Origin of the sequence: Streptomyces dangxiongensis, assembly GCF_003675325.1 — a bacterium.
In the GTDB taxonomy this organism is placed as follows: Bacteria; Actinomycetota; Actinomycetes; order Streptomycetales; family Streptomycetaceae; genus Streptomyces; species Streptomyces dangxiongensis.
In genome coordinates, this window is the sequence record NZ_CP033073.1 from 3,391,713 (window position 1) to 3,408,902 (window position 17,190).

At 71.8% G+C, this 17,190-nt stretch carries 13 protein-coding genes and 4 pseudogenes; 5 read left to right on the top strand and 12 right to left on the bottom strand.

Features of this window, described 5'->3' with window-relative positions; translation table 11 throughout:
* Window positions 1–66 precede the first annotated feature (66 nt).
* From D9753_RS15025 to hemL, 8 genes are all read right to left on the bottom strand, one after another.
* Window positions 67–477: an SRPBCC domain-containing protein gene (locus D9753_RS15025; RefSeq protein WP_121787478.1), complete on the bottom strand. Its 411-nt coding sequence runs from the start codon at window positions 475–477 to the stop codon at window positions 67–69.
* A gap of 62 nt (window positions 478–539) precedes the next feature.
* Window positions 540–1,619 carry a c-type cytochrome biogenesis protein CcsB gene (gene ccsB / locus D9753_RS15030; RefSeq protein WP_121787479.1) on the bottom strand — a complete coding sequence of 360 codons (1,080 nt, stop codon included), beginning with the start codon at window positions 1,617–1,619 and terminating at the stop codon, window positions 540–542.
* Window positions 1,616–3,313 carry a cytochrome c biogenesis protein ResB gene (resB, locus tag D9753_RS15035; RefSeq protein ID WP_121787480.1) on the bottom strand — a complete coding sequence of 566 codons (1,698 nt, stop codon included), beginning with the start codon at window positions 3,311–3,313 and terminating at the stop codon, window positions 1,616–1,618. Before resB ends, ccsB begins: the two co-directional genes overlap by 4 nt.
* Before the next feature lie 3 nt (window positions 3,314–3,316).
* Window positions 3,317–4,096 carry a cytochrome c biogenesis CcdA family protein gene (locus tag D9753_RS15040; RefSeq protein WP_121787481.1) on the bottom strand — a complete coding sequence of 260 codons (780 nt, stop codon included), beginning with the start codon at window positions 4,094–4,096 and terminating at the stop codon, window positions 3,317–3,319.
* Between the two features lies 1 nt (window position 4,097).
* Window positions 4,098–4,688: a TlpA family protein disulfide reductase gene (locus tag D9753_RS15045; RefSeq protein WP_163010703.1), complete on the bottom strand. Its 591-nt coding sequence runs from the start codon at window positions 4,686–4,688 to the stop codon at window positions 4,098–4,100.
* 117 nt (window positions 4,689–4,805) lie between these two features.
* Entirely contained in the window at window positions 4,806–6,098 is a 1,293-nt protein-coding gene (locus D9753_RS15050) for a polysaccharide deacetylase family protein (protein ID WP_121791075.1), read from the bottom strand.
* 156 nt (window positions 6,099–6,254) lie between these two features.
* Window positions 6,255–6,950: a histidine phosphatase family protein gene (locus tag D9753_RS15055; protein ID WP_121787483.1), complete on the bottom strand. Its 696-nt coding sequence runs from the start codon at window positions 6,948–6,950 to the stop codon at window positions 6,255–6,257.
* Window positions 6,947–8,266, bottom strand: a complete 1,320-nt coding sequence (gene hemL / locus D9753_RS15060) for a glutamate-1-semialdehyde 2,1-aminomutase (protein WP_121791076.1) — start codon at window positions 8,264–8,266, stop codon at window positions 6,947–6,949. The genes D9753_RS15055 and hemL overlap by 4 nt, the downstream gene beginning before the upstream one ends.
* Before the next feature lie 732 nt (window positions 8,267–8,998).
* Between hemL and D9753_RS15070 the strand changes: the two genes are divergently transcribed.
* Together D9753_RS15070 and D9753_RS15075 are read left to right on the top strand one after the other, a co-directional pair.
* Window positions 8,999–9,436: a hypothetical protein gene (locus D9753_RS15070; RefSeq protein ID WP_003974483.1), complete on the top strand. Its 438-nt coding sequence runs from the start codon at window positions 8,999–9,001 to the stop codon at window positions 9,434–9,436.
* A gap of 484 nt (window positions 9,437–9,920) precedes the next feature.
* A complete protein-coding gene (locus D9753_RS15075; protein ID WP_205614152.1) occupies window positions 9,921–10,775 on the top strand; it encodes a patatin-like phospholipase family protein in 855 nt (284 codons plus the stop codon).
* Window positions 10,776–11,005: 230 nt separating this feature from the next.
* Here D9753_RS15075 and D9753_RS37915 read toward each other — a convergent pair.
* Together D9753_RS37915 and D9753_RS15085 are read right to left on the bottom strand one after the other, a co-directional pair.
* Window positions 11,006–11,235 (bottom strand): annotated as a pseudogene (locus D9753_RS37915) (hypothetical protein); the annotation flags it as partial.
* A gap of 126 nt (window positions 11,236–11,361) precedes the next feature.
* Window positions 11,362–12,019: pseudogene (locus D9753_RS15085) on the bottom strand (NAD(P)-dependent oxidoreductase).
* Window positions 12,020–12,172: 153 nt separating this feature from the next.
* Here D9753_RS15085 and D9753_RS15090 point away from each other — a divergent pair.
* Window positions 12,173–13,064: pseudogene (locus D9753_RS15090) on the top strand (LysR family transcriptional regulator).
* A 302-nt stretch (window positions 13,065–13,366) separates the two neighbouring features.
* Here D9753_RS15090 and D9753_RS39690 read toward each other — a convergent pair.
* A pseudogene (locus D9753_RS39690) lies at window positions 13,367–13,954 on the bottom strand (helix-turn-helix transcriptional regulator); the annotation flags it as partial.
* A gap of 191 nt (window positions 13,955–14,145) precedes the next feature.
* Between D9753_RS39690 and D9753_RS15100 the strand changes: the two are divergent.
* On the top strand, window positions 14,146–15,558 hold the full coding sequence (locus tag D9753_RS15100; protein WP_121787486.1) for an MFS transporter: 1,413 nt from the start codon (window positions 14,146–14,148) through the stop codon (window positions 15,556–15,558).
* Between the two features lie 8 nt (window positions 15,559–15,566).
* Here D9753_RS15100 and D9753_RS15105 read toward each other — a convergent pair whose 3' ends face one another.
* A complete protein-coding gene (locus D9753_RS15105; protein WP_121787487.1) occupies window positions 15,567–16,313 on the bottom strand; it encodes an MBL fold metallo-hydrolase in 747 nt (248 codons plus the stop codon).
* Window positions 16,314–16,545: 232 nt separating this feature from the next.
* Between D9753_RS15105 and D9753_RS15110 the strand changes: the two genes are divergently transcribed.
* Window positions 16,546–17,139, top strand: a complete 594-nt coding sequence (locus D9753_RS15110) for an ABATE domain-containing protein (RefSeq protein ID WP_240468460.1) — start codon at window positions 16,546–16,548, stop codon at window positions 17,137–17,139.
* Window positions 17,140–17,190 lie beyond the last annotated feature (51 nt).

Here is a 17,190-nt window from a genome sequence, read left to right on the forward strand (position 1 = left end):
CCGGGGCCGGGACAGCCGGGGCGGGGTCGGCTGTGGCTGGGGCGGCCGGGGGCGGCGGGTCCGGGGTTACGAAGGGTGGGAGGGCTCCAGGTTCTCGATCAGCCGTTCGAAGTGGGCCCGCCAGCCCCGCTCCGACGCCTCCTCGCCCTGGAACTCGTGCGTGAACCGCAGGGCGGTGCCGCCCTCCCCGTCCCGCTCCAGGTGGAACCGGATCCGGCCACCGCCCCCGACGGTGTACTCCGCGACCCGGTCCACGTCCCACGCGGTGATCTCCCCGCTGCCCAGGTCGCGCAGGGTGACGGCGCCGCCGAGCCGGGGTTCGAGCACATCGGCGGGGGTGAGCCAGGCCCCGAGCCCCTCGGCCGTGGCCAGCGCGGCCCAGACGTCCTCCATGCGCCGCGGGAGGCGCACCACGAAGTGCAGGATGTGCGTGTTCCCGTGGGTCTGGCTGATGCCCTGTGCGATGGAACCGCTCATGACACCAGCCTGCCCCCGGCGCCGGGGATGCGCACGCGGTTACGGGGCCCGGAGACGAGCGGTCAGACGCCCGCGTACGAGTGCTTGCCGGTGACGAAGATGTTCACGCCGTAGTAGTTGAACAGCCAGCAGCCGAAGGCGATCATCGCCAGGTAGGCGGCCTTGCGGCCCTTCCACCCGGCCGTGGCGCGCGCGTGCAGGTAGCAGGCGTAGGCGATCCAGGTGATGAAGGACCAGGTCTCCTTCGGGTCCCAGTTCCAGTACCGGCCCCAGGCGTCGCCCGCCCAGATCGCGCCCGCGATGATCGTGAACGTCCACAGCGGGAAGACGGCCGCGTTGACCCGGTAGGCGAACTTGTCCAGGGACGCGGAGGCGGGCAGCCGCTCCAGCACCGAGGTCGCGAACCGGCCGGGCCGGCCGCCGCTGAGGAGCTTGCTCTCGTACGAGTCCTTGAACAGGTACAGGATCGTGGCGACCGCGCCGACGTAGAACACCGCGCCGCAGAAGATCGCGGTGGAGACGTGGATGTACAGCCAGTACGAGTGCAGGGCCGGCACGAGCTGGTCACTGGCCGTGTACAGGACGGTGACCGCGAGGCCCAGGTCGAGCAGGACCGTCGTGATGAGGAACAGGCCGAGCCAGCGCACGTTCTTCTTCAGCGCCAGCAGCGCGAGGTACACGCCGACGGCGACCGTGGAGAAGGTGATGTTGAACTCGTACATGTTGCCCCACGGCGCCCGCTGCACGGAGGCCGCGCGGGCGACGACACCGACCAGCTCCACGAGGAAGGCCAGCGCGGTGAGCGAGACGGCGATCCGGCCGTACAGGTCGCCCTGGACGTCCCCGCCGTGCGCGCCCGGCCCGTCCGGCACGTCCCGCGCGCCGGACGCCGAGCGGACGACGACCTTCGGCCGCTCCAGCACGGCGGTCCCGCCGGCCTGCCGCACGGTGACGGCCGGGGCCTGCGCGGCCTGGGCCGGTGCCGTCAGCGCCGCGGCCGTCCGGGCCACCTTGCTGCGGCTGCCCAGGAGCCACTCCGCGATGTACGCGAAGAAGGCCAGGGTGTAGACGGCCATCGACGAGTAGATCAGCGTGTTGCTGATACTCGCGAGGTGTTCGTTGGTTGCGGCGGCGAGAGTCACTTCTCAGCCCCTTCGGCAGGTACGACTGGGGATTCGGAGGAGTCGTCGCCGGGGTCGGGTGCCCCCGGCGCCTGGTCGTAGAGGAGGCCGGCGAGGTCGCCCAGCTCCTCGGGCACCTTCGCGGACTCGCTGCGGCCGAGCCCGGCCATCTCCACCACCGTGACGCCGTCGGCGCCGCGCACCGCACGCACCCACACGCGGCGGCGCTGGATGAACAGGGAGGCGGCCAGACCGAAGATCGCGGCGAGGGCACCGCCGAGCGCCCAGCCGCCGCCCGGCTCCTGGACGATCTCGAAGCCGGCCCACTCCTTGACGTCCTTCTCGAAGGTGATGGACCCGGCGCCGTTCGGCAGCTTCAGCGAGTCGCCCGGCTGGAGCAGCTTCTTCAGTAGCTGCCCCTTGGCGTCCTTGAACGCCTTCATATGGGTCTTGTCGAGCTGGTACACGTTCTGCGGGCCGGCGTCCACGCCGAGGTCGCCGTGGTAGGCGTTCACCGCGAGCAGCGGGTTCAGCAGGGCCGGGTACTGCGAGAGCATCGTGCCGCTGCGGGCGCTGAACGTCGGCACGAAGAACGTCTGGAAGCCGAGCTGCTCCTTCTCGCCCTTGCCGTTGCGGTAGTCGTCCATCACCTTCACGACACCGTTGGAGGTGACGTTGCCGTCGAGCGGCAGCAGCGGCACCGCGTCGCGGTAGACGACCTTGCCCTTGCCGTCGCGGACGGTGATGACGGGCGCGTAGCCGTGGCTGACCAGGTAGACCTTGGCGTCGCCGATCTTCAGCGGCTCGTTGACCTTGACGGTGGTCGGCCGCTCCTTGCCGTACGCGCCCTCGCTGTAGCGGAGCCGCGCCTCGAAGGTGCGCGGGGTGCCGCGGTTGGGCCCGCTGGTCTCGTAGGTGGCCCGGAAGTCCTTCAGGTCGAAGCTGAACGGCACGAGGTCGTCGCTGCTGAACAGGCTGCCGGACTTGAAGTCGTCGTAGATCGGCAGCGCGTTGGAGAAGCCGTCGCCCTCCACCACCAGCTTGGTGCCGTCGGACTTGTAGAGCTGGCCCGAGGCGAAGGCGACCAGCAGCACGATCAGCGCGACGTGGAAGACCAGGTTCCCCACCTCACGCAGATAGCCCTTCTCGGCGGCGACGGCGTCGCCGGCGGCATGGGCGCGGAAGCGGCGCTTCTTCAGCAGGGCGAGCGCGGCCTCGCGGACCTGCTCGGGGTCCGCCTCGGTGCGCCAGGTGGTGTACGCGGGCAGCCGGGTCAGCCGCCGGGGCGCGCCCGGCGGACGGCCGCGGAGCTGGCCGACGAACTGCCAGGTGCGCGGGATGATGCAGCCGACGAGGGAGACGAACAGCAGGATGTAGATCGCGGAGAACCACACCGAGCTGTAGACGTGGAACAGGCCGAGTTCGTCGTAGACCGGCGCCAGCGTCCGGTGGGCGGCACGGAAGTCCTCCACCTTGCTCGCGTCGGCGCCGGTCTGCGGGATCAGCGAACCGGGGATGGCGCCGAGCGAGAGCAGCAGGAGCAGCAGCAGCGCGACCCGCATGGAGGTGAGCTGCCGCCAGAACCAGCGCACCCAGCCGACGACCCCGAAGCCGGCCGGGGCGGCCTGCTCCTCCCGTGGCGCGGTGGACAACTGGGAGCCGGCCGCCCCCAGGTCCTCCTGCTCCGCACTGTTGCCGGTGTCGGTCTTGCTCATCGGTCAGATCCCTACATCGAAGCCGTCGGACCAGGTCTGCATCTGCTGGATCAGACCGCTCCAGGCGCCGGTCAGCAGCAGCACACCGGTCAGGATCATCATCGAGCCGCCGATGCGCATCACCCACACATAGTGGCGCTTGACCCAGGCGAAGGCGCCGAGCGCCTTGCGGAAGGCGATCGCGGTGAGGACGAAGGGGACGCCGAGGCCGAGGCAGTACACCAGCATCAGCAGCGAACCGCGCGCGGCGCTCGACTCCTGGAAGGAGAGGAGGTTGACCGAGGAGAGCGTGGGTCCCATGCAGGGCGTCCAGCCGACACCGAAGAGGGCGCCGAGGAAGGGCGCCCCCAGCAGGCCGCCGGTCGGCCGCCGGTGGAAGCGGAACTCGCGCATGGTGAACCAGGGCATGAGCCCCATGAAGAACACGCCCATGGCGATCATGAGCACGCCGAGCACCTTGGACAGGGTGCCCTGGTACTCGATCAGGTTGGCGCCGAAGTAGCCGAACAGTGCCCCGCTGGAGACGAACACCGCGCTGAAGCCCAGCACGAACAGGGCGGCGCCGGCGACCATCCGTCCCCGTCGCGCCTCGGCCAGGTCGGTGCCGGCGACGCCGGTGACGTAGGAGAGGTAGCCGGGGACCAGCGGAAGCACACAGGGCGAGAAGAAGGAGACGAGCCCGGCGAGCAGGGCGACGGGCAGGGCGACGGGCAGGGCGCCGTGCAGGACGGTCTGGTTGCGCCCCGGGCCCGCCTCCGCGGCCAGCGTCAGCAGTGCGCTCACGTCACTTCTCCGCGAGGACCGGCTTGACCATCTTCAGCAGGGTCGTGTCGTCGAGCGGCTCCAGGGCGCGCGCGGCGATCCTGCCGTGCCGGTCGATGATGAGCGTGGAGGGGACGAGCTGCGGGTTGAGGGTGCCCTTCTTGAAGCGGAGCATCAGCCGGCCGGTGGGGTCGTACAGGCTCGGGTAGGTGATGCCGCGCGCCTTCTCGAAGGCGAGTGCGGGGATGGTGCTGGCGTCGCGGGTGTTGATCCCGACGAACTGGACACCCTTGCCCTCGTACCGCTTCGAGACCTGGGCGAAGTACTTCGCCTCCTCCCGGCACGGCCCGCACCAGGAGCCCCACACGTTGAGGACGACGACCTTGCCCCGGTAGTCGGCGACGTCGAGGGACCTGCCGTCGACGGTCTTGCCGGACAGGTCGGGGACGGCGGCGCGCTTTCCGGCCGGGACGGTGTCGATGCCGTTGTTGCCGGTGATGAAGTTGGTGTCGCCGCCACCACCGGAGATACCGCCCTTACCGCACGCGGACACGGTCAGGGCCGCGACGGCGGCCACAGCGCTGAGCAGGACGGCGCGGCTACGGGTACTCATGTGAAAAGTTTCGCATGCCTGTTCCGCGCATCTCGCCCGCCCCCCTGTCGGGCGGAAAACCGCATTTCAGGGCGTATTTACAAGGGACATTCCAGACAACAGCCCGCACCGGCCCCCTCAGGCGGCGTCGGAGGAGGCCGCCTTGCCGCCCCGCAGGAACTGCTTCCACCCACCGGCGGGCCGCTGCCCGACCTCCAGCGACCGCAGCCGGGCGAGCACCTCGGGCTTCTGCACGTCCATCCAGTCCACGAACTGCCGGAAGGAGACCAGCCGGACGTCGGCGCCCTTCTCCTTCTCCCGCGCGATGTGCCGGAAGGCCTCCTCGACGGAGTCCATGTAGATGCCGCCGTTCCACTGCTCGAAGTGGTTGCCGACGAAGAACGGCGCCCGGTTCGTCTCGTACGCCCGCTGGAACCCCTGGATGTACGCCTGCGCGGACTGCTTGCGCCAGGCCGGGTAGTTGTAGGCGGGCGCCTTGGTCGAGTTCACGGACTGGTTGGCGAGCATGTTGTAGTCCATGGACAGGACCTCGAACGAACGACCGGGGAAAGGTATCTGCTGGAGGGGCAGGTCCCAGATCCCCAGCTTCTTCGCCGGCCACACCTGACGGCCGCCCGGCGAGGAGGCGTCGTAGCGCCAGCCCAGCTCGCGGGCGGTGGGCAGCAGGTTGTCCTGGCCGAGCAGACAGGGCGTACGGCCGCCGGTCAGCTCCTTGTCGTAGTCGAAGGGCAGCGACGGCAGATCGGTCCAGCCGGTGTTGGTCCGCCACTCCTTCACGAACGCCTTGGCCTGCCGGATCTCGCTCCCCCACTGCTGCGGGGTCCAGTTGCCGACCGTGCCGTGACCGGCGCAGAAGTGCCCGTTGAAGTGCGTGCCGATCTCGTGGCCCTCCAGCCAGGCCCGGCGCACGTTGGCCAGCGTGGCCTTGATGTGGGCGTCGGTGAGGTAGCCGATGTCGGAGGCGCCGCGCGGGTTGTTCGGGGGCTCGTACAGCCGCTTCTTCGCCTCGGGCAGCAGATACAGCCCCGAGAGGAAGAAGGTCATGCTCGCGCCGTGCTCCTTGGCCAGGTCCAGGAAGCGGGGGAAGAGGCCGTTGCCGACCTCGCCGGCGCCGTCCCAGGAGAAGACCACGAACTGCGGCGGGGTCTGCCCCGGCTCCAGCGGCTCCGGCCTGGCCGGCTTGTGCGGCTGCCGGCCGGTGAAGGAGGTCGAGCCGTCGCCGATGGGCCGCGCCGGACGCGCCCCGCCGTTGCTTCCCTGCTCCTTCTTCGGCCGGCCGGAACCATCCGGGTGCCCGGCGCCGTCCGAGGACGTGGAACCGCCGCACCCGGCCAGCGAGGCGGCGGCCGCCGCGCCCGCGCCGAGGCCGAGTGCTCCCCTCCGGGAGAGGGTCCGGGAGAAGGTGCGCATGGAGATCCCCGATTCGTCGCGCCTGCTGGTGGTCACCCAGTCAGAGGGCGCGAAGATCGGGGAGGTTCCTGTGATTCTTATGTTTTTCGCAATATTCCCTGCGGAATACCCTAAGTCACACCAATCGGACTCTGCGTTTCCATGAGCCCGGGGCGGTCAGGCCCCGAAGGCCTTGCCCTGGGCCGCGCCCGCGCCCTTCTGGGGCTTGGCACCGGCGCGCAGATGGACCGGGACGAGATCGATGGCGGGCTCGCTGTAGCCGACCGACACGATCCTGTCGCCCTGGTAGGTGAACGTCGTCAGGGACGCGAGCGTGCACTGCCGCTTGCGCGGATCGTGCCACAGCCGCCGCCGCTCGACGTACGACCGCACGATCCAGATCGGTAGCTGATGGCTCACCAGCACCGCCTCGTGTCCACGCGCCCGGTCCTTGGCCGCGTTCAGCGCGCCCATCATCCGCACGACCTGGTCGACGTACGGCTCGCCCCAGGACGGCCGGAACGGGTTGACGAGGTGCTTCCAGTTGTCCGGCTTGCGCAGCGCGCCGTCCCCGACGCCGAACGTCTTGCCCTGGAAGATGTTCTCCGCCTCGATCAGCCGCTCGTCGGTGTCCAGGTCCAGCCCGTGCGCCTTGGCGATCGGCGTGGCCGTCTCCTGCGCCCGCTCCAGCGGGGACGCGCAGACATGGGTCACGTCGCGCGGGGCGAGGTGCTCGGCGACCCGGTCGGCCATCTGCCGCCCCAGCTCCGAGAGGTGGTACCCGGGCAGCCGCCCGTACAGGATCCCGTCCGGGTTCTCGACCTCGCCGTGCCGCATGAGGTGGACGACGGTGATGTCCTTGTGGTCGCTCATGCCGCTGTGGCCTCCGCAGCCGCCCGGGCCGCCGCCGGAAGGGCGTCGGCGATCTTCTGGATGGCCCGCTCGTCGTGGGCCGTGGACACGAACCAGGACTCGAAGGACGACGGCGGCAGGTAGACGCCGTTCGCCAGCAGCGAGTGGAAGAACGCGGTGAAGCGGAACGACTCCTGCCGCTTGGCGTCCTCGTAGTCACGCACCTGCCGGTCCGTGAAGAACACCGAGAACATGTTGGAGGCGGTCTGGAGCCGGTGCGCGACACCCTCCTTGGTGAGCGCCTCCGTGACGAGGGACCGGATCTGCGCCGAGACGGCGTCCACGGTCTCGTACGCCGCGTCGTCCAGCAGCCGCAGTTGGGCGAGCCCGGCGGCGGTGGCGACCGGGTTACCGGAGAGCGTGCCGGCCTGGTAGACGGGCCCCGCGGGGGCTAGATGGGCCATGACGTCGGCCCGGCCGCCGAAGGCGGCGGCGGGGAACCCGCCGCCCATGACCTTCCCGAAGGTCATCAGGTCCGGCCTGACCCCGTCGATCCCGTACCAACCGGCCCGGCTGGTCCGGAAGCCGGTCATGACCTCGTCGGAGATGTACAGCGCGCCGTTCTCCCGGCAGGCGTCCCTGAGCCCCTGGTTGAACCCGGGGTCCGGCGGCACGACACCCATGTTGCCCGGCGACGCCTCCGTGATCAGGCACGCGATCTCACCCGGATGCCGGTGGAAGGCCTCCTGCACGGCCTCCAGGTCGTTGTACGGCAGCACGATCGTGTCGCCCGCCTGCGCACCGGTGACACCGGGGGTGTCGGGCAGCGCGAACGTGGCGACCCCCGACCCGGCGGCGGCGAGCAGCGAGTCGACGTGCCCGTGGTAGCACCCGGCGAACTTGATCACCTTCGACCGCCGGGTGAACCCGCGGGCCAGCCGGATGGCGGACATGGTGGCCTCGGTCCCACTGCTCACGAGCCGCACCTGCTCGACGGGCTCGACACGGGCGACGATCTCCTCGGCGAGCGCGACCTCGCCCTCGCCGGGCGTACCGAAGGACGTACCGCGGGCCACGGCCTCCTGGACGGCGGCGATGACCTCGGGGTGGGAGTGGCCGAGGATCATCGGCCCCCAGGAGCACACGAGGTCGACGTACTCGCGCCCGTCGGCGTCGGTCAGACAGGCCCCTTTGCCCGACACCATGAAGCGGGGGGTCCCGCCGACGGCACGGAAGGCGCGCACCGGGGAGTTCACCCCGCCCGGGGTGACGGCGGAGGCGCGGTCGAAGAGCGCCTGTGAGACCGGCGCGTCGTAGGGATAGGGCGTTTCGCTCAGGGCACTCATGACGTGCGTCTTCTCCGACTTCTCGGACTCCGGTTGCGGGGTGACCTCCTCAGGGTAGGCCGCGCCCCGTCCGGACCGCGGACGGCCTCGGGATCGCAGCGCCGCCATCCGGCGGGCATCTGCGAGACTGGCACCTGATACACACAGCTCCTGCGCACGTAATCATCAGAAGCCGGGTGATCAGGGGCCGGACGGATCCCGTGGACTGTTGTTCCACCGCACGTTTCGGCGGGCGGCCGTGGGGGAGGTCACTGACACGATGATCGGGTTGCGCGGCGGGGGCCACGCGTCCTAGAAAAGCAGTCGGGTGGAGATATGCATCGCGGTGGCGGACTGGGCGAGGGGACTGACGACCTGGGTCCTCGACGTGCCCGGCGGGGAAGGCACCGGCGCGACGCGGAGGAAACGACCGAAAGACGGCAGGAAACACGGCAGGCCGACGCACGACAGCCCGAGGCGCGGCCGTCCGAGGCATGGCAGGCTGAGGCACGGCAGTCCGAGGCACGGCCGGCACAGGGTGTACCGAGCGAGCCCGAGCGGTACGACCGGCAGATCGACCGGGAGCTGGACCGCGAACTGGAGCGTGATCTGGACCGCGGTGCGGACCGTGATCTGGACCGTGGTGCGGAGCAGCGGCGGAACGGCAGGCCGGACCGGTCGGCCGACCACGGGCTCGACCACCGGGTCGACCGCCTCCGGGCGGGGAGCAGGAATGGTGGTCGGGTGGGGGTGACGTACAAATACTTCGGCGCGCCGGACGGTGCGACCGCGGCCCGCGTTCCCATCTCGATGCGTCCCGAGGAACTCGGCGGCGACGAGCTGGGCATGAACGGCATGTTCACCAAGATCAAGCCGGAGACGATGGCCGCGATGGTCCTGACCGGCATCGAAGGTGTCCCCCTGCACAAGGTGCCACCCCTCGAACTGGTCGTCCTGCACCCCGACTACGCGGTCGTCAAACTCCCCATGACGGTCGTGGACCCCCTGCGGGGCATCGGCGAGGAAGCGGTCGGCGCGGCGGCGTTCATCTGGTCGACGGTCCCGGACCGAGGCGGCCCCCGCGACGCGTTCAACGTGTACCAGCTACTCCACGAGTGGCAGGACTTCAGCCACCGGCTGCATGAGGCGGGGCATCAGCCTTATTGCCTTGTGTGGCCCTGAGCTGGGGTTCCTCGGGTGGCGGGCGGGGTTTTCGTACCCCGCCCTCGTCATGTGCCGGGAGGGGCCTTCAGGCGACCAGGGCACAGTGAGGGCACATTGGTTTTGCCGGGGGCACCGATGTGCCCTGGGCTTCTGGTGCCCACGTGTGTGACACCCCGCCCGGCACAGCCTGGCCAGACGCCACCGAGCCCGTCACAGCCTGGGCCCGCGGGGCCGTCAGTGGGTGGGAAGACACCTGTCCCGTCCACTTCCGGCTTTCCCGTACCTCGCGCATCTCCACCGCCCATCTGGGATCCTTGCCCGCATCGCTGCCCTCATCAAGGCCCCCTGGTCGAGTCATATTGCCGCGGTCAGCGCGAGGATGCCGGACGGCGATTCCGGCGGGGCTCTTGCCGCCGTGTCGTTCAATTCAGGTTCGAGCCGGCCATTGAGGGGCTGGTTGATCGTTAGGGTCGAGATCGCCACAGCAACGGATGGGGGAACGGTGCATTCGCTGGACAGTGCGCTCGTGCTCGGCCCGGGCGGGCACGTTGGTACCGCCTGGATGGTGGGACTCGCCCACGGCCTGCGCGGCCTGGGCGTCGACCTGGGCGCGGCGGATCTGGTCGTCGGCACCTCAGCCGGCGCGATCGTGGGCGGCGCGCTGGCCACGGGCCAGGACCTCGCACACTTCGCCGACCCCGTCGGCAGCAGCGGCGACGGTCCCCGGCCGCCGCAGGCCGATCCGCAGCGCATGGGTGAGGTCTTCGCGGTCCTCGGTGCCGGCCTGCCACCGGAGGAAGCCCGTCGGCGGGTCGGGCGGATCGCCCTCGACGCGGCCGATCCGGAGGCCGAGCGGGCCCTGGTCGCGGTGCGACGTCGGCTCGTCGGCACGGACGCCTGGCCGACTGAGCCTCGCCTTCTCATCCCTGCCGTGGAGGCGGGAAGCGGCGAGCCGGTGGTCTGGGATCGCGACAGTGGCGTTCCACTGGCGGCTGCTGTCGCGGCCTCCAGCTCGTTCCCGGGCGCAGCGCCTCCCGTCTCGATCGGCGGACGCCACTACATCGACGGCGCGCTGCGGGCAGGCACCAACGTGGACCTCGCGGCCGGTGCACGTACGTTGGTCGTCGTGGAGCCGATGGCGCGTCAGGCTCCCGTGCAGGAAGCGTTGGCCGCGCTGGGCGCGGAGACGGTGGTGTCGCTGTTCCCGGACGAGGCATCGGCGGCGACGCTCGGCACGGACCCGTCGGACCCGTCGGCGTGGGTGCCTGCGTTCCGGGCGGGGCGGCTGCAGGCCGCTGCCGCGCGGAAGCAGCTAGCCGACTCCTGGGCGCCGGCGAGAGGCGAAAGCTTGGCATGAACGCCTCCCCAGGCACGTGCCCGAGGGCACATCCAGGGCACACGAGCCCGGGAAGCGGTGTTGACCCGTGAGAACTACCGAGAGGTGTTCCGCAGGTCAACACGCGTTTGACCAAGAAATCCCAGCTCAGCCCCGCACCCCTCCCATTCCCTGCACGAGTGGCAGGACTTCAGCCACCGGCTGCATGAGGCAGGACATCAGCCTTATTGGTGAGTTCCAGCGAGCCCTGACCGAGCCCCCGCCGACCGGCCAGCCCTCAGATACGGGACGAGGGAGGGCTTACCCTCCTCGACAGCGGCCGCGTCCACGATCACGCCCGGTGTCGGCAGACCCGTCCGCAGGAAACGGCCGCGCACCCGATGCTCGTAGTTCGAGGTCACCAGCGAGCCACCCGGTAGACCTCGTCCGCATCCAGCCCGTACCGCTCCGCCCAGGTTGCCCAGACCCTGCGCTGGTTCACCGGTCACGCGTTGATCATGTCAGGCAGCGAACAGGCACTCACGGGACAGCCCTTGGCTGGCCGTGAGTCGAGGTTCCGGCAGGTAGCGGGCCGGGGCCCCGGCGGGTGGGGACAGTACGGGGCGGATCACCCGGTCGCGTGGGCGACCGTGATGTGGCGGTTCGGGCCCGGGGCCTGAAGTTCGTCGAGCACGGCCACCGCCAGGTCCTCCGCGCTGATCCAGGAACGGCCGTCCGCGTCGGTGAGCAGGGTGTCGGTGCCGCGGCGGTAGCGGCCGGTCCGGGAGCCGGGTTCGAGGAGGGCCGGCGGGCTCAGGTAGACCCAGTCGGCGGTGGCGTGGGCCTGGCAGGTCCTGAGCTGGGCTACGCCGGCCGCGGCGGTCGTCGTCACCTCCGGGGGCACGTACGCCGGGTTGTCGGCCACGAGCAGGCCGGGGTCGCCGGGGCTGCGCAGGGCACCGGCGCCGCCGGTGACCAGGACGCGGATGCCCAGGCGCGCGGCCCTCGTCCAGCACCGTACGGGTGGCGTCCACCAGGAAGTCCCGGTCGGCGGGGAACGTCCGTACCGCCAGGACGACCGCCTCCGCCCCCGAGTCCGCCAGGGCCCGGCGTACGGCGTCCGGATCGCTCACGTCCACCGCGACCGAGGGCACGGCCGGGTCCTCGCCCGTCGGCTTGCGGGACAGGGCGAGCACCCGGTGTCCGCGCGTCCGGGCCTCGTTCACCACCCGGCTGCCGACCATTCCGGTGGCGCCGAGTACCGCGATCGTCTTGTGCGTCCTCATCGGGTCCGTCCCCCTGGTTGTCGGGTCGTGAGAAGTCGTCCTGCCGTCCCTGTCGTGTGGTCGCGGCGGGAGGCACGGGTGAAGTCTCCGTTCCGTCGCGCATGCAGGCAACGCATGGTTGTGATCGCAAGGATGAGCCTCGACCATAGGTCGATGGATCTTCAACAGCTGCGGTATGCCGTCGCCCTCGCCGAGACCCGTCACTTCACCCGCGCCGCCGAGCGCTGCGGTGTGGTGCAGTCGTCTCTCAGCCATGGGATCGCTGCCCTGGAGCGGGAGTTGGAGGTGACGCTGTTCGCGCGGTCCAGCCGGCGGGTCGAACCGACCGGTGCCGGGGAGGCGTTCGTGGTCCGGGCGCGCGCGTGCCTGGCTGCCGCCGACCTCGCGGTGGCCGACGCCGTCGCGGCGACCGGGGTGCTGCGGGGGCGGCTCGCCGTCGGGGTGATCGTGACCACCGCCGCCGTCGACGTACCGGAGCTGCTCCAGCGTTACCGCGGCCGGCATCCTCAGGTGCGCGTCGCCCTTCGGTCCGGGCGCAGCGACGAGCTGGTGGCGGCGGTCCGCGACGGTGAACTGGACGTCGCCTTCCTCGGGTTGCCGGAGGGGGAGCTGCCCGCCGGTGTGGAGTACGTCGCCCTCGATCACGACGCGCATGTGCTGGTGGTGCCGTCCGCGCACCGGCTGGCCGGCGCTTCACGGGTGACGCTGCGGGAGATCGCCGGGGAGACGTTCGTGGACTTCGTGGCCGGGACGCCCCGGACGGGCCCAGTCGGACCAGGCGTTCACCGCGGCCGGGCTGGTCCGCGACGTCGCGTACGAGGTCGGTGTCGTGGAGCTGATCACCCGGCTGGTCGCGCGGGGGCTCGGGGCCGCGCTGCTGCCGTCGGCGTTCGTCCGGCCGGTGGCCGCCGCCGATCCGGGGCTGGCGCTGGTCCCGGTGGCCGACGGGCCGCGGCGCGTGGAGCACCTGGCGTGGAGCCGCTTCAATCCCAGCCCGGCCGCCCTGGCGATGCTCGATGTCCTCGGGGTACGGCGGCCGGCGTGACCGTGGCGGTCAGGCGGGGGTGGGTGGGGGTGGGCCTCGGGCACGTGGTCGTGCTCGCCAGCAGGCGCAGGGCCGCGTCGGACGGGGTGCCCGGTTCGGCCGTGTACGTGATGAGGCGCTGGCCCGCCGGACCGGGCAGGCACAGGTTCTCGAAGCTCAGGCGCAGCGCGCCGACCGCCGGGTGGTGCAGGGACTTGCCGCCCGAGGCGCAGGTACGGACCGGATGCCGGGCCCACAGGGCGGTGAACTCGTCGCTTGTGGATGGAGAGCCCGCCGATCAGCTCGGCCAGGGCGCGGTCGTCGGGGTGCCGGCCCGCGACCAGGCGCAGGGAGGCGACCGCGAGGTGGGCCTCCTCCTTCCGGTCGGCGTACAGGTTCCGGTACCGCTCGTCCAGGAACAGCATCCGTACCAGGTTGGGCCGGTCCGCCGGAGCGTCCGGGGCCTCGCGGGGCAGGTGGGCGGCGAGCAGCGCGTGGCCGAGCGGGTTCCAGGCGAGGACGTCGCCGCGCCGGTCGAGGATGAGCGCGGGTACGTCCGTCATGGCGGCGAGCAACTGACGGGCCGACGGGGTCGCGTGCTCGGCGCGGGGCCCGCCGGTGCGGCGCCCGGTGGCCGGGCGGGCCAGGTCCTTCAGGTGGGCGGTCTCGTCGTCGGTGAGCCGCAGGGTGCGGGCGACCGCCTCCAGCACGGAGTCGGAGACGCCGGCCGCGCGGCCCTGTTCGAGGCGGGTGTAGTGGGTGATGCTGACGCCCGCCAGCAGGGCCAGTTCCTCGCGGCGCAGTCCGGCGACCCGGCGGCGGCCCGGCGCGGTCGCGATGCCGACGTCCTCCGGCCGCAGCGCGCCACGGCGGGATTTGAGGAAGTCTCCCAGCTCGGACAGGGCGTCCATGCGTGCCTCCGGGGGGGGTCGGGCGGTCGTGGTCCATCCTGCCCGCCGGGCCACGGGAACGGGGTGCCCGTGGGTGGTCCTGTGATGACCAGCCTCGCGGCGGGTGGTCAGGAGGCGGGGCTGGCTGGGCCGGCCGGGGCGGACGAGCGTCGTACCGCGCAACTCCGCCGCACAGAGGGGATCTCCTCGTCATGTCCGTCGCAGTCACACCGTCCGCCGGTACGCCCACGGCCCTCACCCCACGGCTCCGCCTGGTGCTCGTGCTGCTGCTCGCGGCCCAGTTCATGCTGGCCGTCGACTTCTCCATCCTGAACGTGGCTCTGCCGGTGATCGGCGCCGGCCTGGGCTTCCCCCTGGCCCACCTCCAGTGGATCGGCACGTCGTTCGCCCTGTGCGCCGCCGGGTTCACCCTGTTGTTCGGCCGGGTCGCCGACCTCTTCGGCCGCCGCAGGATCTTCCTGGGCGGTCTCGTCGTCCTCGCCGCGGCCTCGCTGGCGGGCGGGCTGGCGCAGAGCCCCGGGATGCTGATCGCGGCCCGGGTGTGCCAGGGGCTGGCCACCGCCGCGGTGACTCCGGCGGGTCTGTCGCTGCTGACGACGTCGTTCCCGCAGGGCCCGCTGCGGGAGAAGGCGCTCGGCCTCAACGGGGCGCTGATGTCGGCCGGTTTCACCACCGGGGCGATCCTCGGCGGCCTGCTGACGGACCTGCTGTCCTGGCGCTGGTCCTTCTTCGTCAACGTGCCGGTCGCGCTCGCCGTCCTCCTCGTCGCGCCCGCGGTCATCGCCGAGTCACGGCCCGAGGAGCGCCCGAAGCTGGACGTGCCGGGTGCCGTGACGGTCACGTTCGGGCTGCTCGCCGTCGTCCTCGGTCTGACGCAGGCCGGCGAACACGGCTGGGGCGCACCGGCCACGCTGGTCCCGCTGGCGGCCGGGGCCGTCCTGCTGCCGGCATTCCTGGCCGTCGAACGCCGGGTGCCCGCGCCCCTGGTGCCGTTGGACGTGCTCGGGAAGCGGTCGGTGGCGTGGGGCAACGTCGTCGGGCTGGTCGCGTTCCTGACCGAGACGTCGCTGGTGTTCCTGCTGACCCTCTACCTCCAGGAGGTGCTGGGCTTCTCCCCGTCGGCAGCCGGGCTGTCGTTCGGCGTGCTGGGCGCGGGGACCGTCGTCGGCGGGTCCGTCGCCCCCCGGCTGATCGGCCGGTTCGGCGCCCCGCGCGCGATCCTGGCCGGCGGTCTCGTGCAGGCCCTGTTCACGGCGGCCCTGCTCGGGCTCGGCACCGGCCGCTCCTCGCTCTGGCTGCTCCTGGCGGCGACCTTCGCGGGCGGGGTGGGCAACATGCTGGTCATCGTGGGCTTCATGGTCACCGCCACGTCCGGACTGGCCGACCACGAACAGGGACTGGCCACGGGTCTGACGACGATGACCCAGCAGATCGGCATCACGATGGGCACCCCGGTGATGAGCGCCGTGGCCACCGCCGCGGTGTCGGGTACGGGCGCGGTGGCGGTCCTCGGCGGCCTCCGGACCGCGATCGCGGTGAACGCTGCCGTCGTCCTCCTCGGCACGCTCACCGGCGGGCTCTTCCTGCGGCGCGGGACGCGGTGACCTCCCGGTCAGGCCGGCTGGAGCACGTCCGCCAGCCCCGCCTCCTCGAACGCCCGCACCACGTCCTCCCGGCCCTCGGTGAAGTGCGCCCAGCTATCGCAGTGGGCCGCGACCACCCGGCGGGCCCGGAGGAGCTGGGCTGCGGTCGCGGTGCCCTTGCCGTCGAGGACGAGGAGGGCGTTGTCCAGGACGGGCAGGCGGGGCGCGCCGGCGAAGAGGACGGCGGTGTCGACGGGGCCGTACCGGACGGCGATCTCCTTGACCAGGTCGAGGGAGGCGTTGTCACCGCTGACGTAGACGGTGGGCAGGTCGGCGGCGGTGAGCAGGAAGCCGGTGACCTCGCCGACGATCGGCTCGGAGCCCTCGGGGCCGTGCAGGGCGGGCGCCGCGGTGACGGTGAGCGCGCCGCCGTCGGGGCGGGGCAGCTCGACGGACTGCCAGGGGGTGAGCGGTTCGGTACGGCCGCCCAGCCGGCCGGCCGCGGCGGGGGTGGTGAACGTGCGGGGCACGGCGGCGAGCAGGGCCCGGCCGGAGTGGTCGAGGTTGTCGGCGTGCTGGTCGTGGGAGAGCAGGACGATGTCGACGGGGCCCAGTTCGGCGAGGGGGGTGCGGGGCGGGGCGGTCTTGGTGAGGACCCGGCCGCTGGGCGCCGGGTAGTCGCCGGGGTCGTCGAAGGTCGGGTCGGTGAGGAAGCGCAGACCGCCGTACCCGATGAGAACAGTGGGGCCGCCGAGGACCTGGACGGGAATCCGCATGCCATTCACCTCATGGATAGAAAGGATGTCATCCGTGAGAGACGCTAGCCCTTTCTCATGGATGGACGCAAGCTCTACCATGAGGTACGTGAGTGAGCGCGACGAAGCAGCGGAGACAGCCGAAACGGTCGAGACCGCCGATACGGCCGGGGCACCAAGGGGACCAGGGGCACCCGGGACTTCGGAGGGTGAGGCCGCAGCGGGGCCGGAGGGCGACCGGGGCCGGCCGCCGCTGCCCCCCGCGCCCGGCGCCGCGCACCACCCCGCGCTCGACCTCGCCAACACCGAGGTCGCCCTGCCCGGCGGACAGTCGGTGGACTTCCTCGCCACGCCCGCCGCCGCCCGGCGCTGGCTGGTGGACCGCGACCTCGCCCCCGCCGACGCCGACCTGCGCGAGACCTGCGCGAGCCGGCTGCGTGCCCTGCGCGCACAGATCCGGGCGCTGCTCACCGCCCATGCCGCCGACGCTCCCGCCCCCCGGGCCGCCCTGGACGCCCTCAACGAAGCGCTCACCCGCGCCCCGGCCGCGTCCCTGCTGCACTGGTCCCCGGAGCGGGGCCTGTACCGGGTGGCCGCCCATCCCACCACGCAGATCGTGGAGCACGCCCTGGCCGCGCTCGCCGCCGACGCCGCCGACCTGCTCACCGGCCCCGACGCCGAGCGCCTGACCGCGTGCGGCTCCGCCCCCTGCGACCGCTACCTGCTCCGCCACGGGCGCCGCCACTGGTGCTCCACCCGCTGCGGCGACCGCGCCCGCGCGGCCCGCGCCTACGCCCGCCGCACCGCCGGCAGCAATACCCACACGGCCCGCACCACGCAGGCATGACCACCGAGCCGTACGGGGACGGTCAGCAGTACGGCGGCGGCCGGAGGGACG